Raw genomic sequence first — 24,905 nt, 5'->3', positions numbered from 1 at the left:
TGTACCGTAAACTTTAGGAGTAGCTAGTTCGCTAGTTTGAGAAACATCCTTTGAACCTGATATGGTTAACACCAGCGTAGGAAAAAGTTGTAACATCTTAATCTTGTATTGTATAATACAATACTTTTTCTTCTACAGTTTACTTTAAATCTATCTATATGATAACAATAAAAGTAAACGATAACCAACAAACGTTTTTAACCACATTAACCCTACAAGAATTAGTAGACAAACTACAAATTCAACCAAACGGAATTGCAATAGCCATAAACAATACTGTGGTAAAAAAAACAGATTGGACTTCGAAAACACTCCAAGATAATGATACTGTTTTAATCATTAAATCTACTCAAGGAGGATAATATTTTTAAAAAAACAAAATTCAAACAACAACAAGCAGTCCTAAAATGAAGAAAAAAGATACTGCACCAAAACAAGACGGTGTAACAAGACAACCATTTCCTAACTCAAAAAAAATATATGTTCAAGGAAAAATTCATCCAAAAATAAAAGTTGCAATGCGTGAAATTGAATTGAACGATACGATTAATTCAATAACAAAAAAAAGAACACCAAACGGACCCATAACGGTATATGACACCTCAGGTTCTTATACCGACCCTAACAAAAAAATAAATATCCATAATGGGTTAGAGCGTATTCGCGAACAATGGATTTTAGACCGAGCAGATGTAGAAGAACTTAATAAATTTACCTCTAATTATTGTAACGAACGATTAAATAATAAAGATTTAGACCACTTACGGTTTAATTTAAAACATAAACCCAAACGAGCTAAAAAAGGACATAATGTAACACAATTACATTATGCTAAAAAAGGAATTATTACTCCTGAAATGGAGTATGTTGCCATTCGTGAGAACCAACGAATAAACGAAATAACTCGCTTATCTGAACAGCACTCAGGGCAAAATTTCGGAGCAAATATTCCTGCCAAAATTACACCAGAATTTGTAAGAGAAGAAATTGCACGAGGGCGTGCCGTTATTCCTTCAAACATTAATCATCCAGAGGCAGAACCTATGATTTTAGGCCGTAATTTCTTGGTAAAAATTAATGCTAATATTGGAAATTCAGCAACAACCTCATCTATAGAAGAAGAAGTAGAAAAAGCTGTTTGGGCATGTCGCTGGGGAGCCGACAACATTATGGATTTATCTACTGGAAAAAACATTCACGAAACCAGAGAGTGGATTATTCGAAACTCACCTGTACCCGTAGGTACAGTACCCATTTATCAAGCTTTAGAAAAAGTAAATGGTATTGCCGAAGACTTAACATGGGAAATATTTAGAGATACTTTGATAGAACAAGCAGAGCAAGGAGTAGATTATTTTACTATTCATGCAGGCGTTCGTTTACCCTATATACCCATGACAGCAAAACGTATTACAGGAATTGTATCTCGAGGAGGCTCTATCATGGCAAAATGGTGTTTAGCGCATCATAAAGAAAACTTTTTATATACCCATTTCGAAGATATTTGCAAAATAATGAAAGCTTATGATGTTGCTTTTTCATTAGGAGATGGTCTACGACCAGGCTGTATTGCCGATGCAAATGATAACGCTCAATTTGCCGAATTAGAAACCCTAGGAGAATTAAATAAAATAGCTCGTAAACACGACGTACAGTGCTTTATTGAAGGCCCTGGCCATGTGCCAATGCATATGATTAAAGCAAATATGGACAAACAATTAGAAGCATGCGACGAAGCTCCTTTTTATACCTTAGGCCCTTTAACAACCGATATTGCCCCTGGATACGATCATATTACTTCAGGAATTGGAGCCGCAATGATTGGTTGGTATGGTTGTGCAATGCTGTGCTATGTAACACCCAAAGAACATTTAGGTTTACCAAACAAAGAAGATGTTCGTACAGGAGTAGTTACTTATAAATTAGCCGCTCATGCAGCCGATTTAGCAAAAGGACATCCAGGCGCACAACATCGAGATGATGCCTTAAGCAAAGCTCGTTTTGAATTTCGATGGGAAGACCAATTTAATTTAAGCTTAGATCCTGAATTAGCCAGAGAATATCACGATGAAACTTTACCTGCAGAAGGCGCTAAAATTGCACACTTTTGCTCAATGTGTGGACCCAAATTCTGTTCTATGAAAATATCACAAGAAGTACGTGATTATGCTGCAGAAAACCAAGTAGAAGACTATGAAATCTTTACAAAAGGAATGGAAGAAAAATCAAAAGAGTTTAAAAACAAAGGTTCAGAAGTATATCTATAAACTAGATGTTTGTATTAATAGCACCCGAAAAAGATATTCCAAATGAAATTCAAATTCTTCAACAATTGTTTGAAGAAGGGTTAGAATATTATCATTTGAGAAAACCGAACAAAAATTACAAAGAACACGCCACTTATTTGAATCAAATAGCTAAAGAACATCACAACAAAATAGTTACACATTATTTTCATGAGCTGATTAACGAATTTAATTTAAAAGGAATTCATTTTCAAGAACAAAAAAGAAAAGATATTTTAGAAAATACAAGTGCCTATTTTAGAGGATTATCTCTAGCAAAAAAAACAATAAGCAGTTCTTTTCACGAGCCTAAAGACATCGAAAATTGCCCTATTAAATTTGATTATCATTTGCTAAGCCCTGTTTTTTCATCCATTTCAAAAAAAGCATATAAAGGCCGAGGTTTTGATGTAAATCATATCAATAAAACCATTATTGGTTTAGGGGGAATTAGCACCAATACTATTAAAAAAACAATGGCATTAGGTTTTCAAGGAATAGGTGTTTTAGGAAGTGTTTGGAATACCGAAAACCCCGTTCAAAGCTTTAAAAACATTAATCGCTATTATAAAGGTGTCTTTAATACAAATCACCTCGTTTAGCCAAAAGTAAAATGATAAACAAATTACACTATATCTCACAAGGAAAAACACCTGAAGAGCATCTAGAAAACATCGAAAAAGCTTGTGTTTCTGGAGCAGAATGGATACAGCTTAGATTGAAAGACGTAGCCTTAAAAACAGTTTTAGAAACAGCTCAAAAAGCAAGAGCCATTACCCAACATTTTCAAACTCGCTTAATTATAAACGATTATTACAAAATTGCCAAACAGGTTAATGCTGACGGAGTTCATTTGGGCAAAACCGACACATGCCCCTTAAAAGCACGAGCATATTTAGATGATTTATACATTATTGGCGGAACAGCCAATACCTTAGATGATTGTAAAAAACTAATCGAAAAAAAGGTAAATTATATCGGTTTAGGACCTTACCAGTTTACCAAAACTAAAAATAATTTGAGTCCCGTTTTAGGAACCTCTGGATACCAAGCAATATTAGAAACCTTAAAAACAAACATTCCAATAATAGCTATCGGAGGAATTACCTTAAAAGAAGTGTCTAAAATTATAAATACAGGCGTATACGGCATTGCTATTTCTGGAGCAATAACTCAAGATTTTACATCGATACCGTCATTTCATAAAATTTTAAAAACCTCAAGCACCAACGATCAAGTATATAAAATTAAGTGTGCCATAAATTAGCAATACATGAATACATCCTTAACAATAGCTAACAAAACATTTACCTCTCGATTGTTTACAGGAACAGGAAAATTCAGTTCCTCACAACTAATGAAAGAAGCTTTGTTAGCCTCAAAAAGTGAATTAATAACAGTAGCTTTAAAAAGAGTAGATACACAAAATGAAGATGATGATATTTTATCACATTTAAACCACCCGAGAATTAATTTACTCCCAAACACATCAGGAGTTCGCACAGCAAAAGAAGCTGTGTTTGCGGCAGAATTATCTAGAGAAGCTTTAGAAACCAATTGGGTAAAGTTAGAAATACATCCAGACCCCAAATACTTATTACCCGACCCTATCGAAACCTTAAAAGCCGCCGAAAAACTTGTAAAAAAAGGTTTTGTGGTTATGCCATACATTCATGCCGACCCTGTGTTGTGTAAACGATTAGAAGAAGTAGGTACACAATGCGTAATGCCCTTAGGGGCCCCTATTGGCAGTAACAAAGGGTTAAAAACAATAGATTTTTTAGAAATTATTATCGAGCAAGCTAACGTTCCTGTAATTGTTGATGCCGGAATTGGCTCGCCTTCTCATGCGGCACAGGCAATAGAATTAGGTGCCGATGCAGTTTTAGTAAATACCGCCATAGCCGTATCTGAAAACCCCGTAACTATGGCTCTTGCTTTTAAAAAAGCTGTAGAAGCAGGTAGAATGGCATACGAAGCAAAGCTAGCCCCCATAAAAAAACAAGCTGTTGCAAGCAGTCCATTAACAAGTTTTTTAAATTAAAACTTTTGGTTTGTTAACCATTAACTTATTTTGAAACAAACATGATGTTGGCAAATAAAACAAAGCGTACTATTGAAAAGTTAAAAACTAACACTTTTAAAACAATATTTAATCAATACAATTGGGATGAAACCTTACAAAGCATTTTTAATAAAACAACTGCTGATGTAGAACGTGCTTTACTAAAAAACAAACTCGATTTAGAAGATTTTAAAGCACTCATTTCACCCGCAGCAAAACCCTTTTTAGAGCAAATGGCACAAAAAAGCCGAATGCTAACTAAAAAACGATTTGGAAACACCATTCAAATGTATGCCCCGATGTATTTGAGCAACGAATGTCAAAACATATGTACCTATTGCGGATTTAGTTTTACAAATAAAATTCCGAGAAAAACATTAACCGACGACGAAATACTAAAAGAAGTAGCTTTTTTAAAAAAGAAAGGTTTCGATCATATTTTATTAGTAACTGGAGAGGCTAATAAAACTGTTGGTGTTAATTATATTAAAAATGCCCTTACGCTTATACGTTCTCATTTTTCAAATATTACCATTGAAGTACAACCTTTAGACCAACAAGAATACGAATTATTAATAAAAAATGGTTTATATGCGGTGTTGGTATATCAAGAAACCTATCATCAACAAGAATATAAAAAACACCATCCGAAAGGGAAAAAATCAAATTTTGAATATCGCTTAGACACTCCTGACAGATTAGGCAAAGCAGGAATTCATAAAATTGGCTTAGGAGCTTTATTTGGTTTAGAAGATTGGCGTGCTGATAGTTTTTTTACTGCATTACACTTAAAATACTTACAAAAAACCTATTGGAAAACAAAGTATTCTATATCATTTCCGCGCTTAAGACCCTATTCTGGAGGTCTAGAACCTAAAGTAACCATGACGGATACGGATTTAGTACAATTAATCTGCGCATTTAGAATATTAGATGAAGATGTAGAACTATCAATGTCTACTAGAGAAAGTGAAGTTTTTAGAAATAATATTGTTAATTTAGGAGCTACTTCAATTAGTGCTGAATCTAAAACAAATCCTGGAGGATATAGTGTTGAACCACAGTCGTTAGAACAATTCGAAATTTCAGATGAACGAAGTACCGAAGAAATAGTAACAATGCTAAAAAACCAAGGATTAGAAGTTGTTTGGAAAGATTGGGAACAGTTTCATTATCAAAAGTTTGAAGTATCAAAAAAAATCACATAAGTTAGCATAAAAAGTAGGTGAGTTAACTAAAAAATACGCAAGCTAAAAAATCAACATTGTAAAGCAAAAGCAAATTATTAAATGCTAACAAACGAAGAACAAAAACAATACAATCGCCATTTAATTCTCGACAAAATAGGAGAAAAGGGGCAACTAAAATTAAAACAAGCTAAAGTACTAGTAATAGGTGCTGGCGGATTAGGGTGTCCTGTGTTACAATATATAACTGCAGCAGGTGTGGGCACAATTGGAATTATAGACCATGATGTAGTAGACCAAAGTAACTTACAACGTCAAATTTTGTATACAATAGACGATATAGAAAAATCAAAAGCCGAAATTGCCGCAAATCGTTTATCAAAATTAAATCCGTTTGTTACATTCCAAGTATATAAAGAAAAATTAACTTCTGAAAATGCCATTTCATTATTTCAAAAATACGATGTTATTATAGACGGAAGCGATAATTTTACCACTCGTTATTTAACTAATGATGCAGCGGTATTAACTCAAAAACCATTGGTATATGGTGCTATTTTTAAATTTGAAGGACAAGTAAGCGTATTTAATTATAAAGGAAGCGCTACTTACCGATGTCTATATCCAAAACCTCCTAAACCTGAAGAGTCACCCAATTGCTCAGAAATAGGGGTAATAGGGGTGTTACCTGGAATTATAGGGTGTTTACAAGCCAATGAAGCTATTAAAATTATTTGCGAAATTGGAGATGTCTTAGCGAACAAATTATTAATGTATAACGTATTAAATATGCGTCAATTAATATTAAAATTTGAAAAAACCGATAACGCTAAGATAACCGAATTAAATGACAATTATGATTTCTTTTGCGGGGTTAAAACTACCCAAAACGAAATAACCTTAAAACAGTTAGAAAATAATTTACATCACTACAACTTATTAGATGTTCGCGAATATTCAGAACGGAAACAACATCATATTGGCGGGCAACATATTCCGTTAAACGAGCTACAACAACGGAGTAAAGAAATAGCGATAGACAAACCCATAGTGGTTTATTGCAAATCAGGAATACGTAGCCAACGCGCTATTAATTTTCTTGAAAAAAAGTTTAAAAACGCTGTTTTTTTTAACTTAAAAAACGGTATTCATTAATTTTCAACCCTTTAAAAATAACTTCGTTTTTTAGCCTTTAAACCATGTTGTTTTACTTTTAACAACCTACCTCACAAAACAACATTATACATTATATAAAATACAGCATACATGTTTTTCAAAAATAGACAAGAAAAAATCGGATAAAAATTGTAAATTTGCCCCCCAGAAAAAACACTTCATGTTAGATAAATTACAGATAGTAAAGCAACGTTTTGACGAGGTTTCAGACTTAATAATTCAACCCGATGTTATCGCTGACCAAAAACGCTACATACAATTAAATAAAGAGTACAAAGATTTAGGCAAAATTGTTAAAAAAGCCAATGAGTACGAAACTTTATTAAATAATATTGATGAAGCAAAAGAAATTATTAGCGACGGAAGCGATGCCGAAATGGTAGAAATGGCAAAAATGGAGCTAGAAGAAGCTCAAAAAGGAACGGTTGCATTAGAAGAAGAAATTAAGTTTTTATTAATTCCAAAAGACCCAGAAGACGCTAAAAATTCAGTAGTTGAATTACGCGCTGGAACAGGAGGTGATGAAGCTAGTATTTTTGCAGGAGATTTATTTAGAATGTACAGTAAATATTGCGAAAGTAAAGGATGGAAAGTAGATATCGTAGACTTTAGCGAAGGCACTAATGGCGGTTTTAAAGAAATTCAATTTGAAGTTTCTGGCGAAGACGTTTATGGTACCTTAAAATTTGAAGCGGGTGTACACCGTGTACAACGTGTACCACAAACCGAAACACAAGGGCGAGTACATACCTCGGCAGCAACATGCATGGTATTTCCAGAAGCCGAAGAGTTTGATATAGAAATTAACCCGAAAGACGTTCGTATTGATTATTTCTGTTCTTCAGGTCCAGGTGGTCAATCTGTAAACACAACCTATTCTGCGGTTCGTTTAACACACATTCCTACAGGCTTAGTGGCACAATGTCAAGACCAAAAATCACAACATAAAAACAAAGAAAAAGCTTTTAAAGTACTGCGCTCTCGCTTATACGACTTAGAGCTAGCAAAAAAACAAGCCGAAGATGCCGCTAAAAGAGGCAGCATGGTTAGTTCAGGTGATAGAAGTGCTAAGATTAGAACATATAATTATCCACAAGGTCGCGTAACTGACCACAGAATTGGACTCACTTTATACGATTTGCAAAATATTGTAAATGGTGATTTACAAAAAATCATCGACGAGTTAATGCTAGCAGAAAACACCTCTAAACTAAAAGAATTAGGCGATTCTATATAAATATTTTACCCCCTAAATTAAAAAATAGAATAGATAAAAATAAGGTATCCAATAAACAAAACAAGTCCTTTTAACCTATTTAATTCATATTTTTTAGGCAGAAACACGAGGGGTAAAATAGCAAAAGTAAAACCTAACATCCAAAAAATATCGTAGTTTAATATTTGCTGTTCGGTAACTGGTATATCTTTTATTATACTTGTTAAACCTAAAACTGAAGATATATTAAAAATATTAGAACCTATTAAATTTCCTAAAGAAATTGCTTTTTCTCCACGAACAGCTGCTATTATAGACGCTGACAATTCTGGAACACTCGTTCCAATAGCTATCATGGTTATAGAAATAACCCCCTCGCTCACCCCTATTTTTTGAGCAAAATCTTTAGCCCCAACTACCAATAAATCAGAACCATAATACAAAGCTGCCCCCCCCAACAATAGCCAAATAAAAATATTAATATACTTAGCACCAGCCAATTTTTCATCAACCTCATCACTATCGTTTGTATTTTTAGCACTTTTAATAAGTACCACCAAAAAAACAATTAGCCCTAAAAATAATATCATTCCTTCATTACGGGTAAGCACGCCATCATTCCATAAAAAGTAATACAACACCACCGAAAACAGCATCATCACTGGCCAGTTTAATTTATAAAAATCTTTACTTACTGCAATTGGCGCTATAATTGCCGTAACCCCTAAAACCAAACCAATATTAGCAATATTAGAACCTATTACATTATTAATAGCTATAGCTGGCGAGCCATCTATAGCTGCCTGTAAACTCACCAATAGTTCAGGTGCCGAGGTAGCAAATGAAACTACCGTCATACCAATTACCATTTTAGAAATATTAAGCTTAAACGACAAGGCTACAGATGAGCGAACTAAAAATTCACCCCCAAAAACCAATAACAACAAACCCACTATAACGTAAGCTAAACTCATAAAAATAATTTTGCGCAAAGATACGGTTTTTAAAAAAGATTAAAAAAACAGCACCCCTATTTAAAAATGACTACTGTAATAATTTAACCCAAAAGAAACCATATTTTAAAACCGATAAAACCAAAATAATCTAATTTTTAATTAGTTATTTTAAACAAGTTTTAACCGAATTTAACCCTACTAACCTAAAATATTAACTTTTTAGAAATATCAATACCTAAAAAACACCCCCCTTTAAATAATACCATTTTACATAAACTTTATTATTTTATATTATTTTTTATTTAGCCTTAAAAAATTAGGGGTATTAACTTAATTTATTTGTTTTAAAATAAGCATACCCATATATTTGAAGGGTTAAATATATTAAATTATGAAAATAGAGTTAAAATGGGTTGTTTCTTTTGGGGTTATTGCTATTATATCTATAATAGGTTTATTTTGGAATACAAAACTTCCAATTAGCAGTGAATTTCTAAGTGGTGATAAAATTGTAAAATCAGATGTCGCTTGGATTTTAGCATCTTCTGGATTAGTATTATTAATGACACCAGGGCTATCTTTTTTCTACGGAGGAATGGTAGGTAAAAAAAATGTAATTTCTACCATGCTACAAAGTTTTATATCATTAGGTGTAATTTCTATAGTTTGGGTAACCGTTGGTTTTTCTCTTTCTTTTGGAGACTCTATTGGGTTTACAATCAATGGTGTTAAATACGGAATTATAGGCAACCCATTCTCATATCCTTTTTTCGACCAAGTAGGCATGCTTCCTCATAAAAACATGGCTTCTACAATACCCTTTATACTGTTTGCTCTTTTTCAAATGAAATTTGCCGTAATTACCCCAGCAATAATAACAGGCTCTTTTGCAGAACGAGTTCGTTTTATTTCATATTTACTCTTTATTATTTTATTCAGTTTAATCATTTACACACCACTTTGCCACATGGTTTGGTATCCAGACGGACTTTTAAATAAATATTTTGGCGTTCGAGATTTTGCCGGAGGAACGGTTGTACACATGAGCGCTGGTTTTGCCGCTTTAGCGGGAGCGTTATTTTTAGGAAAAAGAAAAAAACCACACCACGAACCTTCTAATATTTCTTACGTGTTATTAGGCACCGGAATGTTATGGTTCGGGTGGTTTGGTTTTAATGCTGGTTCTGCCTTAGCCGCTAACGCAACTGCAGCCATGGCATTTGGCACCACAACAATAGCTTCAGCATCTGCCATGATGACCTGGGTTTTATTTGATCGAATAAACGGAAGAAAAGTTTCTGCTTTAGGAGCCTCGATTGGCGCAGTAGTTGGGCTCGTTGCTATTACACCCGGATGTGGTTTTGTAACTATTCCTGAAAGCCTTTTTATTGGATTTATTTCGGCAGTAGTTTCTAACGCAATGGTTAATTGGAAAAAATTAAAAAAAATAGACGACACATTAGATGTATTTGCCTGCCATGGTGTTGGCGGAATTATGGGTATGATTCTTACCGCTATTCTTGCTCAAGGCAAAAATGCAAGCCTTTTGCACGGAGGGCTTACCGTTTTTACCCACCATATGATTGCCTTAGTTTTGGTTTCTGCTTTTACCTTTTTTGGCGCATTACTTTTGTACAAAGTTACCGACATTATATCGCCTTTAAGGGTGACCGAAGAATCAGAAAGACTAGGTTTAGACCAATCACAACACGACGAAAAAATATAACAGTCAGCAAAAGATAGCCTGTAAAAAAGTAAACACTTGCTTATAACCTATAAAATAACGATATTGCAGTATGAATAATTTTACCCTTATTTTTACTGAATCTGAAATTTTAGTGAACCGACTGCGTTTTTTATTAAATGAAGCAGGAATACCCTCTATTATAAAAAATCATGAAGAATCTGGTCGATTAGCTGGTTTTGGAGCTCCCAATAATTCGGTTGAACTTTTTGTTTCTAATAAAAACCTAAAAGAAGCTTCCTTAATAACCGAAAAATTTAAAAAAGAAATTTCAGAATAGCTTTTCTTATTAAAAAAACATAACTATATTTGCATCCGCAAAAAAGGCCACGTGGCGCAACTGAATAGCGCATCTGATTACGGCTCAGAAGGTTGCAGGTTTGAATCCTGCCGTGGTCACTTAAAACCCTTGTCAATCATTTGATTTTCGAGGGTTTTTTATTTTAACTTTTTTGTTTTGTTAGCATTTATAAGCTAAAACATACAAACACAATCAAACACACCACCCTCATATCTATTCTTAGCCTTACACCTTATTTTATAAAACAAACGCTATTTTTGTATTTTATTTTAATAATTTGAAATACGATATTAGCTTTAAGCATATTAACAGATTAGCATTTCCCGCACTAATAGCAGGCGTTGCTGAACCTTTACTTTCTACTACCGATTTAGCAATTATAGGAAACATACCTCAAAACGCTACTGAAAGCATTGCTGCTATTGGTATTGTAGGCGCTTTTTTATCTATGCTAATTTGGGTATTTGGGCAAATACGTAGCGGAATTTCTTCTATTATATCTCAATACTTAGGCGCAAACAAGCTTAACGAAATTAAAAACCTCCCCATACAAGCTATTGTAATTAGCCTAGGAGTCAGCATATTAATTTTAACCATTACCTACCCTTTTGCCAAAGAAATTTTTGAGATGTACAATGCCTCTGGAACTATTTTAGAATATTCAATAAAATATTATAAAATACGTATTTTCGGGTTTCCGTTCACCCTCTTTACCATTGCTGTTTTTGGTACATTTCGAGGCTTACAAAACACCTATTACCCAATGATTATTGCATTAATAGGCACCTTTACAAATATTGCATTAGATTTTTTACTAGTTTACGGAATAGAAGGATACATTCCTGCAATGCACATACAAGGTGCTGCCTACGCAAGCGTTATTGCTCAAATTTTAATGGCTACAATTAGCGCTGTTTTACTCTTAAAAAAAACCGATATCCCGCTAAAATTTACCCTCCCATTTAACACTGAAATACCCAGATTTATAACCATGGTTCTTAATCTTTTTATAAGAACACTTGCACTTAACATCGCACTCTACTTTGGCACCTCGTATGCCACTAACTATGGCGACGCATATATTGCCGCATATACCATCGGATTTAATTTATGGCTTATGGGAGCTTTTATGATTGACGGGTACTCATCGGCAGGAAATATTTTATCAGGAAAATTATTAGGAGCCAAAGCATACCAAACTTTAATTACCTTAGGCAATCGATTAATTAAATACGGCTTTTTATTCGGGCTCTTATTAACCCTAATCGGATTTATCTTTTACAAACCCATCGGAAGAATTTTCACTAAAGAACCCGAAGTTCTTCAAAGGTTTTACGATGTGTTTTGGATTATTTTAATAATGCAACCCGCATGCGCCATAACCTTTATTTACGACGGAATATTTAAAGGACTAGGAGAAACAAAATATTTAAGAAACATTTTACTACTCGCAACTGGCCTTGTATTTATTCCTACATTATTATTGTTTGACTCATTAAATCAGAAATTATACGCTATTTGGATTGCCTTTTTCTTTTGGATAATTGCTAGAGGAGTTCCATTAGTTATAAAATTTAGAAAAAAATTCAATCCGCTTATTTCTCAAAAAAAATAAGCCTCAACGTTTTTTTTTATAACATTTCAGTAAATTTGAAAAAAATATACACCTAATGACCACAACTAGAGAAGACGGAAGTTTATATACCCACATTCAAAATAAAATTGCAACAATTGAATTCGGCCACCCTGCCAGTAATTCTTTTCCAAAAATTTTACTAGAACGTTTAACAAATGAATTAAATAAACTTTCCGTTAACAATGAGGTTTTGGTAATTATACTTAAATCGGAAGGAGACCGCACCTTTTGTGCTGGCGCTTCTTTTCACGAATTAGCAGCTATCGACAATGTGTCTGACGGAAAAGCATTTTTTTCTGGATTTGCAAATGTTATCAACGCAATGCGTCGATGTTCAAAATTAATTATAGGATGCGTACAAGGAAAAACCGTAGGCGGCGGCGTAGGCTTAGTAGCCGCTTGTGATTACGCATTAGCTACAGAACAAGCCGCCATTAAACTTTCTGAGCTTACCATTGGTATTGGACCATTTGTAATTGCCCCTGTTGTTAAACGAAAAATAAACATTAGTGGATTTGCCGAATTAACCCTAGATGCCACTCGATGGAAAAATGCTTATTGGGCAAAAGAAAAAGGCTTATATGCCCGTGTTTTTGAAACACAAAACGAATTAAATAAAGAAGTAGATATTTTAGCAGAAAAACTAGCCTCATACAATCCCGAAGCTTTAACAGAAATAAAGAAAAACTTGTGGAAAAACACCGAACACTGGGATAATTTATTACTAGAACAAGCCGAAATATCAGGAAAATTAGCAGTGTCAAGCTTTACTAAAAAAGCATTAGAAAAACTTAAAAACAACCAATAATTATGGGAGGAAGCAGATTATATGCCATATTAGGAATCGTATTAATAATAGTATATCTATACAATAAAAATAGAGGTAGAAGAAGGTAATTATCAATTCTATCAATTTCTTACAAAAAGATTAAAAATAACATGAATACGATTAGAATTACAAAACAATTTAGTTTTGAAACAGGTCATGCTTTATACGGATATGACGGAAAATGCAAAAACATTCACGGACATAGCTACAAACTATCGGTAACCGTTATTGGCTCTCCTATTTCAGACACTTCTAATGTTAAATACGGAATGGTAATTGACTTTAGCGATTTAAAAAAGATTGTTAAAGAAGAAATTGTAGATGTTTTTGATCACGCCACTGTTTTTAACAAAAATACACCGCACATTAAACTAGCCGAAGAATTAAAAAACCGCGGACATCACGTTATTTTAGTTGATTACCAACCCACCAGCGAAATGATGACAATTGATTTTGCTAAAAAAATAAATAACCGCTTACCTAAAAATATCAAACTACATGCTGTAAAACTACAAGAAACCGAAAGTAGTTTTGCCGAATGGTTTGCTTCTGACAATTAACCAACACCCCTTTCCTTAGACTAAATCAGAAAAAAACTAACTACTTTCCGTTAAACACATTCATTGTATTATCTAAACCTGCCGTTATAAAAGATGTTACCGCCTCTACAGCAACAGGAATACGCTCTATAAAACTACTCTCTTCATCTGCATTCCATTCACCTAAAACATAATCTACTTGCTTTCCTCTACCATAATCAGCACCTACACCAAACCGAAAACGCGGGTAAGCTGTTGTAGCAAGTTTATCTTGAATATCCTTAAGCCCATTATGCCCTCCAGAACTTCCTTTAGCCTTAATACGAATAGTACCAAAATCAATATTTATATCATCGGTAATAATGAATACATTTTCTATTTTAATATTTTCTTTTTTCATCCAATACAGCACCGCCTTTCCACTTAAATTCATGTAAGTATTAGGCTTTAACACAACTATAGATTTTCCTTTAATTTTAATTTTTGCAACATCACCTAACTTTAGTGTTTCAAAAGAACCTTCGTTTTCTTTTACAAAAGCATCTGCTATTTTAAAACCAATATTATGACGAGTATTAACATATTTAACCCCTATATTTCCTAAACCAACAATTAAAAATTTTTTCATCGTGTTTTTTTTAGTTCGAGAACTATATTTAAAAATATTTTTTAAAAATGCAAAACAATTCATCTTTCAAAAATAAAAAAAGCGCTACACTAAGTAACGCTTTTGTAAATTGAATCAATAAAAATTCTTATTTGGCAGCTTCTTCAGCTACAGCAGCCACCTTACTTGCATTACGTGACGTTCTTACTTGAGCAACCACAGTATTATCAGGGTGCAATAAGGTGTAATTATCATTTTGCAAAGCGGTTACATATAGTTTATTACCTATTTGTAATTCGGTAATATCTGCTTCGATAAAATCAGGTAAATTTACTGGTAACGCTTTTACACGTAACTTACGTAAATTACGACGTAAAACACCACCAATCATAACTCCTTTAGATTTACCAATTAAACGAATAGGAATATTCATGGTAATTTCTTTGTCTTCAAACAATTGATAAAAATCAACATGTAAAATTTTATCGGTTACTGGATGAAATTGAATATCTTGTAAAACAGCATTGTATTTTGTGCCATCTAGTTCAATCGTAGCAGTATATACATTTGGAGTGTACACTAACTTTTTAAACGCTAATTCTTCTGCTGAAAAATGTATTGGTTTATCTCCTCCGTATAATACGCAAGGAACCTTTTCAGCATTACGTAAGGCTTTTGTAGATTTTTTGCCCACGCTTTCTCTTTGAGATCCTTTGATTGTAATTGATTTCATTACTTTTGTTTATATTTATTACATTAAAAATTGATCGCTAATCGATGTATTATCTTGTACTTTATGCATCACATCAGCAAATAAAGGGGCGCAAGATACAACTTTTATTTTAGATATCTGCTTTTTTAACGGAATTGTATCTGACACTATTAATTCTTTTAAGCTAGATTTTTCTATTCTTTCATATGCATCCCCTGATAGTATAGGATGTGTACAAACAGCTCGAACACTTTTAGCTCCTCTTTCTATCATTAAATCTGCCGCTTTAGCAAGTGTGCCTCCAGTATCAATCATATCATCTACCAAAATAACGTTTTTACCCGCTACCTCACCTATAAGCTCCATGTGCGAAATTACATTTGCTTTTTCGCGCTGTTTATAGCAAATAACCACATCGCTTTGTAAATATTTAGAGTAAGCATAAGCTCTTTTAGACCCTCCCATATCAGGAGAGGCTACGGTTAAATTTTCTAATTGTAGTGATTTTACATATGGTAGAAATATGGTAGAAGCAAACAAATGATCTACTGGCTTTTCAAAAAAGCCTTGAATTTGATCAGCATGCAAATCCATCGTCATAATTCTAGTTGCACCAGCAGCTTGTAGTAAATTAGCAACTAATTTAGCTCCAATAGCTACACGGGGCTTGTCTTTTCGGTCTTGACGCGCCCAACCGAAATAAGGCATTACAGCTGTAATATGTCGTGCAGAAGCTCGTTTTGAAGCATCTAGCATCAATAGCATTTCCATTAAATTATCCGCAGACGGAAAAGTAGATCCTATAATAAAAACCCGCCTTCCACGAACAGATTCTTCAAAAGCTGGCTGAAATTCTCCATCGCTAAAATGGGTTGTTTTTACTTTTCCTAGGGGTACCCCATAATGTTTCGCAATCTCTTCAGCTAATTCTACGCTTTGTGAGCAAGCAAAAATTTTTGGAGTTAATTCATTTGCTGTCATCGATTAATTTATTATAATGTATTTATATTGTTGAGCGCAAAAGTAAAAAATATTTGAACAATAAATTTCAAAAATTATGGTAGTTCCTAATAAAAAAATATCTTTGCAAAAATTTTTTTCAAATTTAAGGTGTATTCCATTTCAGTTATAAAAAATAAAACAACAATAAAAACTATTTTTTCTGATTTTAAACAACTTACAAAAGTAGGACTTTCTGTAAGCGTTGTATTTACTTCTATTGCTGGATATTTACTTGGAGTAGAAGAAATTAATACAACCACTATAATTTTACTTGCCACTGGGGGATATTTAATGGTTGGAGCCTCTAATGCCTACAATCAAGTTATAGAAAAAGACACCGATGCGTTAATGAAACGCACTAAAGACCGCCCAATTCCTGCAGGTAGAATGAAACCTACCACAGCGGTTGCTATAGCAACAATGTTCACTATTTTGGGTATTGCCATACTATATTCAATAAACCCTAAATGTGCTTTATTTGGTGCAATCTCTATTTTTTTATATACCAGTGCTTACACCCCTTTAAAACAAATTACCCCTTTAGCTGTATTTGTAGGTGCGATACCTGGTGCGATACCCTTTATGTTAGGCTGGGTTGCAGCAACCAATAAATTTGGCATTGAAGCTGGGTTTTTATTTATGATTCAGTTCTTTTGGCAATTCCCTCATTTTTGGGCTATTGGCTGGTTACAATTTGAAGAATATAATAAAGCAGGGCTACAGATGTTACCTATGAATAAAAAGGATAAAGGAGCCGTTAAACAAATTATTTTTTATACAATAGTTATGATTTTAGTTTCAATAACACCTGTATTAAAAGTAACGGGAACATTTTACATACTTCCAACAACAGCAATCATAGTCAGTTTATTAGGCATATCAATGCTATATTATGCAATTAAACTATACAAAACTCAATCCAATATTGTAGCACGCAAACTAATGTTAGCAAGTGTTGCGTACATTACTTTTATCCCTATTATTTACGTGGTAGATAAATTTTTACATTAATGAGCGAACAAACACAAACCTTAGAAAAAGAATTAAAATCAGCTAAACAAAAATCGGCTAAACCAATGTTATGGATTGCTATGATTAGCATGACCATGTTTTTTGCAGGTTTAACAAGTGCTTATGTGGTTAGTATGAACCGAGAAGATTGGGTTACTTTCGATTTACCACAAGCATTTTATACTAGTACCGTTTTAATTATACTAAGCAGTATTACTCTTTTTATATCTAAATACTATTTAAAAAACAATAAAATAGCTATATCGCGTATATTTATAACATTAACGGTAATACTTGGAATTGCATTTGTTTTTTATCAATATACAGGATTTAATCAACTAAAAGATTTGGGTTTATATTTTACAGGCCCTGGCAGTACAGTATCTACCTCATTTCTTATCGGCATCACTTTAATGCATGTTTTACACCTATTTGCAGGCATTATTGTATTGTTAGTTGTAATTTATAATCATTTTAAAAACAAGTATTCACCTACTCATATGCTTGGTTTTGAACTAGGAGCAATCTTTTGGCATTTTGTAGATTTACTTTGGATTTATCTATTTTTCTTTTTCTATTTTATTAGATGATATAAAATTATTAATTTTGGCAAACATTTTAACAAAAAAAAATAACTAAAACATATATATGGAAGCAAATATAGCTATAGATGCTACTAACAAAGAAACCTGGGGAGGTGGTGGCGTAAAACCTTTTGGCGCAAGTTACGGTAAAATGATGATGTGGTTTTTTATTGTTTCAGATGCACTAACATTTTCTGGTTTTTTGGCAGCTTATGGTTTAACACGTTTTAAATTTATTGATAGTTGGCCTATTGCCGATGAAGTTTTTACGCATTTTCCATTTTTACATGGTGTACACGCACCTATGTATTATGTAGCGTTAATGACCTTTATACTTATTTTTTCTTCAGTAACAATGGTACTTGCTGTAGATGCTGGTCATCAAATGAAAAAGAAAAAAGTAACCCTATATTTGTTTTTAACCATTATTGGTGGTTTAATCTTCTTAGGGTCACAAGCTTGGGAATGGAAACACTTTATAAGCGGCTCATATGGTGCTGTAAAAACAACCGATCATAAAATATTACAATTTGTAAAAGACGGGCATCAAATAGCCTTATCTGACTTTGTTCCTAATGAAGCACAAGAAAGAGTAACGCAAACCCGTAAAAACGGATTATGGTTTGAAAGCGGAGAAAAGGTTTCTAAATACTCTGTAGCACAAATTCAAGAAGCTTTTAAAAACAATCCTGACTTATTAATACGTAGCGAAAGCATAGACCCTAAAACCAAGAAAAAAATTATTTTTTCTAGACAAGAAAGCTTAGCTCATTTAGCAAAAGCAAATCAGGTAGTAGAGGGCGCCAACTTACATGTAAACGAATATGGTAATCCTATTTTTGCTGATTTCTTTTTCTTTATTACTGGGTTTCATGGTTTTCACGTGTTTTCTGGGGTAGTTATTAACATTATTATTTTCTTTAATGTTGTATTGGGCACCTACGAACGAAGAGGGCACTACGAAATGGTTGAAAAAGTTGGTTTATATTGGCACTTTGTAGATTTAGTGTGGGTATTTGTATTTACATTCTTCTACTTAGTATAATCTTTAAAAAATAAAAAATGGCAGCACACGCAGAATCGAACGTAAAAAGAATATGGATTGTATTTGGTGTTTTATCTTTAATCACCATCGTAGAAGTATTTTTAGGTATTGACAAACCCGATATATTACACCTTACCACATTTTTAGGCACAAGCCCTTTAAATATTATTTTTATAATTTTAACGCTTTTTAAAGCTTATGGTATAACATGGGCTTTCATGCACATGGAAAGCGAAAAAAAATGGTTTAGACGCTCTGTCGTTTGGACAGCCGTTTTTTTAATTATTTATTTGGTAACACTACTATTAATCGAAGGGGATTATTTACACCGAGTACTATCGCCCTTAGTAAAATGGTAAAAATATAAATTAAAAAAAAGGTGGGTATCCACCTTTTTTTGTTCTATACTGTTATGCGTAAAACCCTTAAATTCATTGTGCTTTTTGCTCTTTTTGTTATGCCTTTATTATTCTACATAATACTTTCTTCAGGCATTCATAATTTTGCAAAACTACCTATTGTAAATAAAGATGTAATAGATATATCTACAATAGATAGCACACAACAATTTAAAAACAATATTTCTATAGTTACTTTTATTGGTAACGATATCAATAAAAAAGTAAAAGCAGAAATTTTTAATCTTAACGAAAAAATATATAAGCCTTTTTACGAGTTTAAACATTTTCAATTTATTGTAATTGTTCCTAACACCAATAAGACTGAAATAGAACATCTAAAAAAACAAATAAACGGCTATACAAACATGAAAAAATGGCGATTTGTTTTTACAAATAGCGATCAAATAAAAACAATATATAATAGCTTTAAAACCAACGAACCACTAGATAGCAACTTACACAGTTCTAAAGCTTTTATCATAGACAAGCACACAAATTTAAGAGGGCGAACAGATGATAAAGACAGCCCTAACGGATTGTTATTAGGTTATAATATGCAGTCAGTAGCCGAATTAAATAATAAAATGAAAGACGATGTAAAGGTTATTTTAGCCGAATATCGTTTAGCATTGAAAAAAAATAATGCAGACAGAGAAAATAACTAATCAAATCTAACAAACTAGATTTATCGTTTATTATCATAAACCCACCCAATTAAATAAAAATGAATAAAAAATATTCGTACGTTGGCATTTCGTTTATTATTTTGATTTTTGGTATTTACGCTATTCCAAAAATAGTTGACCACTTTCAAAAAAAAAGCTTATATAAATACACCAAAGTACCCGATTTCGAATTTACCGACCAAAACGGAAAAACAATTACCAATAAAGATTATGAAGGAAAAGTATATGTCGTAGAATTTTTCTTTTCTACTTGCACATCTATTTGCCCGTTAATGAATACCGAAATGATTAAAATTCAAAATGCCTTTCTTGGAAATCCAAATTTTGGAATTGCTTCATTTTCAATTACCCCTGATATTGACACTCCAGAGGTATTAAAAGAATACGCTAAAAGAAACAATATTAAGTTAAAAAACTGGCATTTACTTACAGGAAAACCCGAACAAGTAGTTTATGATTTAGCCAACAAAGGGTTTAAATTATATGCTGGTAAAAACGACAACGACCCTGATGGATTTGAACACTCTGGGTTATTTGCTTTAGTAGATAAAAACGGATACATCCGTTCGCGTTACGATGAATTAGGAAACCCTATTGTTTACTACAGAGCCTTAAACGAAAAAGGATTTTCGAAACAAATAAGTGAATTAAAAGACGATATAAAATTATTATTAAATGAATAACGAGTTAGAAGAAAAAAAATACAAAAAATTAATTACCGTTTTTTCTATTGCAATTCCATTAGCTGTAGCCGCATTATTTCTTATTAAAATACCCAATGTAGCTCCGCTTTCTTTTTTACCTCCAATTTATGCGAGTATAAATGCTATAACTGCTATTTTGTTAATTGCTGCAGTAATTGCCATAAAAAAAGGACATAGAAAATTACATGAAAAACTTAACACCCTAGCAATAGTGTGTTCGGTATTATTTTTAGTAATGTATGTTGCTTACCACATGACTTCTAATTCAACCCCTTTTGGTGGTGACGGAACAATAAAATATATCTATTATTTTATTTTAATTACCCATATTTTATTGTCAATAGCTATTATTCCGCTAGTATTAATCACTTTTTTAAGAGCAAAATTTGGTAAATTTACAGCTCATAGAAAAATAGCAAAAATAACTTTCCCACTATGGTTATATGTTGCTATTACCGGAGTAGTTGTATACCTTCTAATTTCACCGTATTATACTGCGTAAATTGTATGCATACAAAAAACATAAATAGGTTAAAATGAAAAAAATATATTTACTTAGTTTTTGTTTATTTCTATCACAAATTACATCTGCCCAATGCGCAATGTGTAAAGCCGTTATAGAAAACGGTAACAAATCAATGGCACAAGGAGTAAATCATGGAATCACCTATTTAATGATTTTTCCTTATATATTAGTTGCGTTATTAGCTTATTTTTTATGGCGTTATAAAGAAAAAATTAAAAATTAACATTTTAATAAGACTAAAAAAGTGTAACATACACTAACTTTATTCGTCGTATTTAGAAATAAATAAAGACTCATTGTTTAAAAACATATTAAAAGTGTTCGTTTATAACAACACTTTAAAAAAATAATTAGTCTTAATAAGTTAATTATCTATTTTTTAAAGTGTTGTTTTTCTTTTAATGACAACATTGAACTTTATAAAAAAATTATTGATGCTAAAAACCAAAATACTACTATTACTAATAGTATTAACATCACTGAGTACTTTTTCTCAAAAAAAGTGGGATTTAGAACAATGTGTAAATTATGCACTAAAAAACAACATTACCGTTAAACAAAATAAATTAAATGTACAGTTAGCTGAAAAAGATATAGAAATAGCTAAAGGTAATTTTTTGCCTAGTTTGAGTGGTTCTACTTCTCCTGGACTTAATTTCGGTTCGTCAATCGGGCAAAATGGCTCAAGAATTTCTACCGACAACTTTCGGTCAGGGTTTAGCTTAAACTCTAACACAACGCTTTACAATGGCAACAGAAATAAAAACACTTTAAAGCAATCTAAATTAAGTGTTGAAGGAAGTAAAATAGATTTAGCTCAAGTAGAAGACAATATTTCATTACAAATTGTAAACACATACCTAAATGTATTATTTGCTAAAGAAAATTTAGCCGTTGCTAAAATGCAAGCCGAAGTAAGTAAAAAACAGGTTGAAAGAGCAAAAATTCAATACAATGCAGGCACTATTCCTAAAGGAGGTTTATTAAATGCCGAATCAACATCGTCTAACGATTTACAAAAAATAGTAACACAAGAAAATGCATTAAACTTAGCATTGTTACAATTAACACAGCTATTACAAATACCCTCAGAAGGATTTGATGTAAAAGCTATGGATGTTTCAGACCCTTCTGTAGAACTGTTGTACAGTAACTCAAACACTATATACCAAAAAGCTCTTGATATAAGACCTGAAATAAAACGAGCTGATTTAAATGTTGAAAATGCCAACCTAAACATTGAACTATCTAAAGGAGCTTATTACCCTACCCTTTCTTTTTCTGCTGGAGCAGGAAGCTCGTATCAATACATATTTAACAAATCACTGATAAACGACCCTTACTTTACGCAGCTAAATAACAATTTAGGGTATAACTTAGGCTTATCACTTAATGTACCCATTTTTAATCGTTTTCAAACTAAAAACAACGTTGCTAAATCTAAAATAAATAAAGAAATTAGCGAATTTCGACTAGAAAACACAAAACTACAGCTACAACAAACAATAGAGCAAGCCTTTTTAGACGTAAAATCAGCAGCAAAAACTTACGAAGCTGCCCAAGTTTCTTTAACCGCTCAAAAAGAGGCTTTTAAAAATGCGCAAGCAAGTTATGATTATGGTTCTATGACTCAGTTCGATTTTGACCAAGTGCGTAACCGATTAGCTAATGCTAAAAGTGAAATGATTAGAGCAAAATACGACTATATTTTTAAAACAAAAGTTTTAAAATTTTATTCTGGTGAATCTATTTTTTAATTTTTTAAAAAAACTCTTAAAATAAAGTAAAAAAACAATGGCTTATTTTATAGGTAAAGCCTCGTAACATACTCTTTTAACTACTTACTACATTGCGATTGTATAAACCCTATCCCGTAACCATAAAATTGTGTAAGTGTGGTAATTATTGATAAAAAAGCTACTTTTAAATTTTTATTTTGAAATAAAGAATCAAAAAAAACACATAAAAAATACACTCCATAAAAAGCTAATAAATACCAATAGCTAAAAAAAGCGGCAATAATTGCAATATCTAACCCAATACTAAACAAACTAGGAAACCAATATGTTAATTTAGCTGTTTTAGGGTACTTTTTATTTAAAATAGGTCTTGCTGTGCCAAAAGAAAAAGTTTGCTTGAAAAACTGCTTAAGAGTGCTTTTTCGCTTATGATAAACAAAAGCCTTATCTATCAACTGAGTCTTAAACCCATTAGTAATTAATCGAAAGGTTAAATCGATATCTTCACCCGTTTTCATGTTAGAAAATCCCTTTACTTTTTCAAAAGCAGTTTTTGATAAACCAAAATTAAAACTTCGGGGTTGAAATTTACCTACAGATTTTTTCTTCCCTCGAATTCCTCCTGTAGTTAATACCGAAGTCATTGAATAGTTAATGGCTTTTTGTAAGGTTGTAAAACTAGAATGAGCGGCATCTGGGCCTCCAAAAGCATCTGTATAATTTTCTTGTAGTGTTTTTTTTACTTCGTAAAGATATTGTGGCGGAACAATAACATCAGAATCTAAGATAATAAAATAATTTCCTGAGGCTTTTTCCATTCCATAATTACGGCTTGCCCCTGCCCCACTATTTTCTTTATAAAAATACTTTAAATTGAGCTTTGAAACATAGTTTTTTACAATTTCTTCAGATGATTTTTTCGAACCATCTTCAACAATTAACACCTCAAAACTATCTTTAAAAGTTTGTTTTGTTAAACTTTCTAACAACTCATCAACTTCTTTCGGACGATTGTAAACAGGCACTATTATTGAAAATTGTATATTCATTATAGCTATCAATAAAAAATGCAAATCTAACGACTTGCATTTTTATTTATTTAATTCATTTTTTAAACTATTCTTCAACAAATCTTTCCATTACCGAATCACTTACCCCCATGTTAGAGAACCCTCCATCATGAAATAAGTTTTGAAGTGTTACTTTTTTAGTTAAATCAGAAAACAATGAAATCGTATAATCTGCACATTCTAAAGCGGTAGCATTTCCTAATGGCGACATTTTTTCGGCATAGGTAATAAACCCATCAAAACCTTTTACCCCTTGACCAGCTGTTGTTGGAGTTGGTGATTGCGAAATGGTATTTACACGCACTTTATGATCGCGACCAAAGAAATACCCAAAACTACGAGCAATACTTTCTAAATAAGCTTTATTATCAGCCATGTCGTTATAATCTGGAAACACACGTTGTGCTGCCATATAGGTTAAAGCAACTATACTACCCCATTCATTCATAGCTTGTTTGTTGTATAAAACATTCATTACTTTATGAAAAGATACCGCAGAAACATCCCATCCTTTGGTGGTAAATTCGTAGTTAGAATCGGTATAGTGTTTTCCTTTACGTACGTTTACTGACATACCTATTGAGTGTAATACAAAATCGATTTTACCGCCTAAGATTTCCATAGATTTTTCAACCAAGTTGTTTAAATCATCCATAGAGGTAGCATCAGCAGGAATAATTTCTGAATTTGTTTTAGATGCTAAATCTTTGATGCCTCCCATACGCATAGCAATGGGTGCATTGGTTAATACAAATTTAGCCCCTTCTTCATGAGCTCGTTCAGCAACTTTCCAAGCAATAGAGTTTTCGTCTAATGCCCCAAAGATTATTCCTTTTTTCCCTTTTAATAAATTATACATGATTATATATTTTAATTTTTTGTTG

28 protein-coding genes, 1 tRNA gene and 1 riboswitch are annotated in these 24,905 nt (G+C 32.5%); of the genes, 23 read left to right on the top strand and 6 right to left on the bottom strand.

The genetic code is table 11. The features are described from left to right. Nucleotides 1–5 precede the first annotated feature (5 nt). A riboswitch (TPP riboswitch) is annotated at nucleotides 6–100 on the top strand. A 58-nt stretch (nucleotides 101–158) separates the two neighbouring features. The 8 genes from thiS to prfA all read left to right on the top strand — a co-directional run bounded on the left by thiS (nucleotide 159) and on the right by prfA (nucleotide 7,950). Then, nucleotides 159–362, top strand: a complete 204-nt coding sequence (gene thiS / locus AB2B44_RS07160) for a sulfur carrier protein ThiS (protein WP_369048891.1) — start codon at nucleotides 159–161, stop codon at nucleotides 360–362. A 45-nt stretch (nucleotides 363–407) separates the two neighbouring features. After that, on the top strand, nucleotides 408–2,267 hold the full coding sequence (gene thiC, locus AB2B44_RS07155; RefSeq protein ID WP_369048890.1) for a phosphomethylpyrimidine synthase ThiC: 1,860 nt from the start codon (nucleotides 408–410) through the stop codon (nucleotides 2,265–2,267). A 5-nt stretch (nucleotides 2,268–2,272) separates the two neighbouring features. Further along, on the top strand, nucleotides 2,273–2,887 hold the full coding sequence (locus AB2B44_RS07150; RefSeq protein WP_369048889.1) for a thiamine phosphate synthase: 615 nt from the start codon (nucleotides 2,273–2,275) through the stop codon (nucleotides 2,885–2,887). 11 nt (nucleotides 2,888–2,898) lie between these two features. Continuing rightward, nucleotides 2,899–3,552, top strand: a complete 654-nt coding sequence (gene thiE / locus AB2B44_RS07145; protein ID WP_369048888.1) for a thiamine phosphate synthase — start codon at nucleotides 2,899–2,901, stop codon at nucleotides 3,550–3,552. A 6-nt stretch (nucleotides 3,553–3,558) separates the two neighbouring features. After that, nucleotides 3,559–4,329, top strand: coding sequence for a thiazole synthase (locus tag AB2B44_RS07140; RefSeq protein WP_369048887.1), 771 nt, complete (start codon nucleotides 3,559–3,561; stop codon nucleotides 4,327–4,329). Nucleotides 4,330–4,370: 41 nt separating this feature from the next. Continuing rightward, complete coding sequence (gene thiH / locus AB2B44_RS07135; RefSeq protein WP_369048886.1) at nucleotides 4,371–5,558, top strand: 2-iminoacetate synthase ThiH; 1,188 nt, start codon at nucleotides 4,371–4,373, stop codon at nucleotides 5,556–5,558. Between the two features lie 81 nt (nucleotides 5,559–5,639). Further along, nucleotides 5,640–6,692, top strand: a complete 1,053-nt coding sequence (gene moeB / locus AB2B44_RS07130; RefSeq protein ID WP_369048885.1) for a molybdopterin-synthase adenylyltransferase MoeB — start codon at nucleotides 5,640–5,642, stop codon at nucleotides 6,690–6,692. Between the two features lie 181 nt (nucleotides 6,693–6,873). Continuing rightward, on the top strand, nucleotides 6,874–7,950 hold the full coding sequence (gene prfA / locus AB2B44_RS07125; RefSeq protein ID WP_369048884.1) for a peptide chain release factor 1: 1,077 nt from the start codon (nucleotides 6,874–6,876) through the stop codon (nucleotides 7,948–7,950). Nucleotides 7,951–7,967: 17 nt separating this feature from the next. On the opposite strand, the gene AB2B44_RS07120 is transcribed toward prfA, so the two are convergent. Continuing rightward, nucleotides 7,968–8,903 carry a calcium/sodium antiporter gene (locus tag AB2B44_RS07120; protein ID WP_369048883.1) on the bottom strand — a complete coding sequence of 312 codons (936 nt, stop codon included), beginning with the start codon at nucleotides 8,901–8,903 and terminating at the stop codon, nucleotides 7,968–7,970. 373 nt (nucleotides 8,904–9,276) lie between these two features. On the opposite strand from AB2B44_RS07120, the gene AB2B44_RS07115 reads away from it, so the two are divergent. From AB2B44_RS07115 to AB2B44_RS07090, 6 genes are all read left to right on the top strand, one after another. Continuing rightward, nucleotides 9,277–10,611: an ammonium transporter gene (locus tag AB2B44_RS07115; protein WP_369048882.1), complete on the top strand. Its 1,335-nt coding sequence runs from the start codon at nucleotides 9,277–9,279 to the stop codon at nucleotides 10,609–10,611. Between the two features lie 70 nt (nucleotides 10,612–10,681). Continuing rightward, the gene (locus AB2B44_RS07110) at nucleotides 10,682–10,909 is read left to right on the top strand and encodes a DUF2007 domain-containing protein (protein ID WP_369048881.1); all 228 of its coding nucleotides are present in this window, start codon (nucleotides 10,682–10,684) and stop codon (nucleotides 10,907–10,909) included. A gap of 45 nt (nucleotides 10,910–10,954) precedes the next feature. Beyond that, nucleotides 10,955–11,028, top strand: a tRNA-Arg gene (locus tag AB2B44_RS07105). Nucleotides 11,029–11,207: 179 nt separating this feature from the next. Next, on the top strand, nucleotides 11,208–12,545 hold the full coding sequence (locus tag AB2B44_RS07100; protein ID WP_369048880.1) for an MATE family efflux transporter: 1,338 nt from the start codon (nucleotides 11,208–11,210) through the stop codon (nucleotides 12,543–12,545). A gap of 55 nt (nucleotides 12,546–12,600) precedes the next feature. Continuing rightward, the gene (locus AB2B44_RS07095; protein WP_369048879.1) at nucleotides 12,601–13,374 is read left to right on the top strand and encodes an enoyl-CoA hydratase/isomerase family protein; all 774 of its coding nucleotides are present in this window, start codon (nucleotides 12,601–12,603) and stop codon (nucleotides 13,372–13,374) included. 131 nt (nucleotides 13,375–13,505) lie between these two features. Then, the gene (locus tag AB2B44_RS07090; protein ID WP_369048878.1) at nucleotides 13,506–13,955 is read left to right on the top strand and encodes a 6-pyruvoyl tetrahydropterin synthase family protein; all 450 of its coding nucleotides are present in this window, start codon (nucleotides 13,506–13,508) and stop codon (nucleotides 13,953–13,955) included. A gap of 40 nt (nucleotides 13,956–13,995) precedes the next feature. Here the strand turns inward: AB2B44_RS07090 and pth are convergent, their stop codons facing one another. The 3 genes from pth to AB2B44_RS07075 all read right to left on the bottom strand — a co-directional run bounded on the left by pth (nucleotide 13,996) and on the right by AB2B44_RS07075 (nucleotide 16,234). Continuing rightward, entirely contained in the window at nucleotides 13,996–14,562 is a 567-nt protein-coding gene (pth, locus tag AB2B44_RS07085) for an aminoacyl-tRNA hydrolase (RefSeq protein WP_369048877.1), read from the bottom strand. A gap of 127 nt (nucleotides 14,563–14,689) precedes the next feature. Beyond that, nucleotides 14,690–15,274, bottom strand: coding sequence for a 50S ribosomal protein L25/general stress protein Ctc (locus AB2B44_RS07080; RefSeq protein WP_369048876.1), 585 nt, complete (start codon nucleotides 15,272–15,274; stop codon nucleotides 14,690–14,692). Nucleotides 15,275–15,292: 18 nt separating this feature from the next. Beyond that, nucleotides 15,293–16,234 carry a ribose-phosphate pyrophosphokinase gene (locus AB2B44_RS07075; RefSeq protein WP_369048875.1) on the bottom strand — a complete coding sequence of 314 codons (942 nt, stop codon included), beginning with the start codon at nucleotides 16,232–16,234 and terminating at the stop codon, nucleotides 15,293–15,295. A 129-nt stretch (nucleotides 16,235–16,363) separates the two neighbouring features. Here AB2B44_RS07075 and cyoE point away from each other — a divergent pair, with 129 nt between their 5' ends. From cyoE to AB2B44_RS07030, 9 genes are all read left to right on the top strand, one after another. Further along, entirely contained in the window at nucleotides 16,364–17,266 is a 903-nt protein-coding gene (gene cyoE / locus AB2B44_RS07070; RefSeq protein ID WP_369048874.1) for a heme o synthase, read from the top strand. Then, complete coding sequence (locus AB2B44_RS07065; RefSeq protein WP_369048873.1) at nucleotides 17,266–17,856, top strand: heme-copper oxidase subunit III; 591 nt, start codon at nucleotides 17,266–17,268, stop codon at nucleotides 17,854–17,856. Before cyoE ends, AB2B44_RS07065 begins: the two co-directional genes overlap by 1 nt. A 58-nt stretch (nucleotides 17,857–17,914) precedes the next feature. Further along, nucleotides 17,915–18,895, top strand: coding sequence for a cytochrome c oxidase subunit 3 (locus tag AB2B44_RS07060; RefSeq protein WP_369048872.1), 981 nt, complete (start codon nucleotides 17,915–17,917; stop codon nucleotides 18,893–18,895). A gap of 17 nt (nucleotides 18,896–18,912) precedes the next feature. Further along, nucleotides 18,913–19,254 (top strand): cytochrome C oxidase subunit IV family protein, encoded by a 342-nt coding sequence (locus tag AB2B44_RS07055; RefSeq protein ID WP_369048871.1) that lies wholly within the window; start codon nucleotides 18,913–18,915, stop codon nucleotides 19,252–19,254. A gap of 98 nt (nucleotides 19,255–19,352) precedes the next feature. Beyond that, nucleotides 19,353–19,961 (top strand): hypothetical protein, encoded by a 609-nt coding sequence (locus AB2B44_RS07050; protein WP_369048870.1) that lies wholly within the window; start codon nucleotides 19,353–19,355, stop codon nucleotides 19,959–19,961. A gap of 59 nt (nucleotides 19,962–20,020) precedes the next feature. Continuing rightward, nucleotides 20,021–20,665: an SCO family protein gene (locus AB2B44_RS07045; protein ID WP_369048869.1), complete on the top strand. Its 645-nt coding sequence runs from the start codon at nucleotides 20,021–20,023 to the stop codon at nucleotides 20,663–20,665. Continuing rightward, nucleotides 20,658–21,188, top strand: a complete 531-nt coding sequence (locus AB2B44_RS07040) for a DUF420 domain-containing protein (protein WP_369048868.1) — start codon at nucleotides 20,658–20,660, stop codon at nucleotides 21,186–21,188. The genes AB2B44_RS07045 and AB2B44_RS07040 overlap by 8 nt, the downstream gene beginning before the upstream one ends. A 34-nt stretch (nucleotides 21,189–21,222) precedes the next feature. After that, nucleotides 21,223–21,435, top strand: a complete 213-nt coding sequence (locus AB2B44_RS07035) for a hypothetical protein (RefSeq protein ID WP_369048867.1) — start codon at nucleotides 21,223–21,225, stop codon at nucleotides 21,433–21,435. 211 nt (nucleotides 21,436–21,646) lie between these two features. Next, nucleotides 21,647–22,969: a TolC family protein gene (locus AB2B44_RS07030; RefSeq protein WP_369048866.1), complete on the top strand. Its 1,323-nt coding sequence runs from the start codon at nucleotides 21,647–21,649 to the stop codon at nucleotides 22,967–22,969. An 80-nt stretch (nucleotides 22,970–23,049) separates the two neighbouring features. Here AB2B44_RS07030 and AB2B44_RS07025 read toward each other — a convergent pair whose 3' ends face one another. Both AB2B44_RS07025 and AB2B44_RS07020 read right to left on the bottom strand, forming a co-directional pair. Continuing rightward, entirely contained in the window at nucleotides 23,050–24,000 is a 951-nt protein-coding gene (locus AB2B44_RS07025) for a glycosyltransferase family 2 protein (protein ID WP_369048865.1), read from the bottom strand. 67 nt (nucleotides 24,001–24,067) lie between these two features. After that, nucleotides 24,068–24,880, bottom strand: a complete 813-nt coding sequence (locus tag AB2B44_RS07020; protein ID WP_369048864.1) for an enoyl-ACP reductase — start codon at nucleotides 24,878–24,880, stop codon at nucleotides 24,068–24,070. Between the last annotated feature and the right edge of the window lie 25 nt (nucleotides 24,881–24,905).

Source organism: Tenacibaculum sp. UWU-22 (assembly GCF_041021355.1).
In the GTDB taxonomy this organism is placed as follows: Bacteria; Bacteroidota; Bacteroidia; order Flavobacteriales; family Flavobacteriaceae; genus Polaribacter.
Note: the sequence above shows the minus strand (reverse complement) of the source record. Positions and strands in the feature narration are given on the sequence as shown.

Bases quoted from the DNA above. Each gene is read 5' to 3' on its own strand.
- AB2B44_RS07095 (WP_369048879.1), top strand. From the start codon at position 12,601: ATGACCACAACTAGAGAAGACGGAAGTTTATATACCCACATTCAAAAT.
- AB2B44_RS07075 (WP_369048875.1), bottom strand. From the start codon at position 16,234: ATGACAGCAAATGAATTAACTCCAAAAATTTTTGCTTGCTCACAAAGC.
- AB2B44_RS07120 (WP_369048883.1), bottom strand. From the start codon at position 8,903: ATGAGTTTAGCTTACGTTATAGTGGGTTTGTTGTTATTGGTTTTTGGG.
- AB2B44_RS07020 (WP_369048864.1), bottom strand. From the start codon at position 24,880: ATGTATAATTTATTAAAAGGGAAAAAAGGAATAATCTTTGGGGCATTA.
- AB2B44_RS07050 (WP_369048870.1), top strand. From the start codon at position 19,353: ATGCCTTTATTATTCTACATAATACTTTCTTCAGGCATTCATAATTTT.
- moeB (WP_369048885.1), top strand. From the start codon at position 5,640: ATGCTAACAAACGAAGAACAAAAACAATACAATCGCCATTTAATTCTC.
- AB2B44_RS07110 (WP_369048881.1), top strand. From the start codon at position 10,682: ATGAATAATTTTACCCTTATTTTTACTGAATCTGAAATTTTAGTGAAC.
- thiC (WP_369048890.1), top strand. From the start codon at position 408: ATGAAGAAAAAAGATACTGCACCAAAACAAGACGGTGTAACAAGACAA.
- AB2B44_RS07080 (WP_369048876.1), bottom strand. From the start codon at position 15,274: ATGAAATCAATTACAATCAAAGGATCTCAAAGAGAAAGCGTGGGCAAA.
- thiH (WP_369048886.1), top strand. From the start codon at position 4,371: ATGATGTTGGCAAATAAAACAAAGCGTACTATTGAAAAGTTAAAAACT.
- AB2B44_RS07035 (WP_369048867.1), top strand. From the start codon at position 21,223: ATGAAAAAAATATATTTACTTAGTTTTTGTTTATTTCTATCACAAATT.
- AB2B44_RS07060 (WP_369048872.1), top strand. From the start codon at position 17,915: ATGGAAGCAAATATAGCTATAGATGCTACTAACAAAGAAACCTGGGGA.
- AB2B44_RS07140 (WP_369048887.1), top strand. From the start codon at position 3,559: ATGAATACATCCTTAACAATAGCTAACAAAACATTTACCTCTCGATTG.
- pth (WP_369048877.1), bottom strand. From the start codon at position 14,562: ATGAAAAAATTTTTAATTGTTGGTTTAGGAAATATAGGGGTTAAATAT.
- AB2B44_RS07030 (WP_369048866.1), top strand. From the start codon at position 21,647: ATGCTAAAAACCAAAATACTACTATTACTAATAGTATTAACATCACTG.
- thiE (WP_369048888.1), top strand. From the start codon at position 2,899: ATGATAAACAAATTACACTATATCTCACAAGGAAAAACACCTGAAGAG.
- AB2B44_RS07025 (WP_369048865.1), bottom strand. From the start codon at position 24,000: ATGAATATACAATTTTCAATAATAGTGCCTGTTTACAATCGTCCGAAA.
- prfA (WP_369048884.1), top strand. From the start codon at position 6,874: ATGTTAGATAAATTACAGATAGTAAAGCAACGTTTTGACGAGGTTTCA.
- AB2B44_RS07150 (WP_369048889.1), top strand. From the start codon at position 2,273: ATGTTTGTATTAATAGCACCCGAAAAAGATATTCCAAATGAAATTCAA.
- AB2B44_RS07115 (WP_369048882.1), top strand. From the start codon at position 9,277: ATGAAAATAGAGTTAAAATGGGTTGTTTCTTTTGGGGTTATTGCTATT.
- AB2B44_RS07045 (WP_369048869.1), top strand. From the start codon at position 20,021: ATGAATAAAAAATATTCGTACGTTGGCATTTCGTTTATTATTTTGATT.
- AB2B44_RS07055 (WP_369048871.1), top strand. From the start codon at position 18,913: ATGGCAGCACACGCAGAATCGAACGTAAAAAGAATATGGATTGTATTT.
- AB2B44_RS07040 (WP_369048868.1), top strand. From the start codon at position 20,658: ATGAATAACGAGTTAGAAGAAAAAAAATACAAAAAATTAATTACCGTT.
- thiS (WP_369048891.1), top strand. From the start codon at position 159: ATGATAACAATAAAAGTAAACGATAACCAACAAACGTTTTTAACCACA.
- AB2B44_RS07065 (WP_369048873.1), top strand. From the start codon at position 17,266: ATGAGCGAACAAACACAAACCTTAGAAAAAGAATTAAAATCAGCTAAA.
- AB2B44_RS07090 (WP_369048878.1), top strand. From the start codon at position 13,506: ATGAATACGATTAGAATTACAAAACAATTTAGTTTTGAAACAGGTCAT.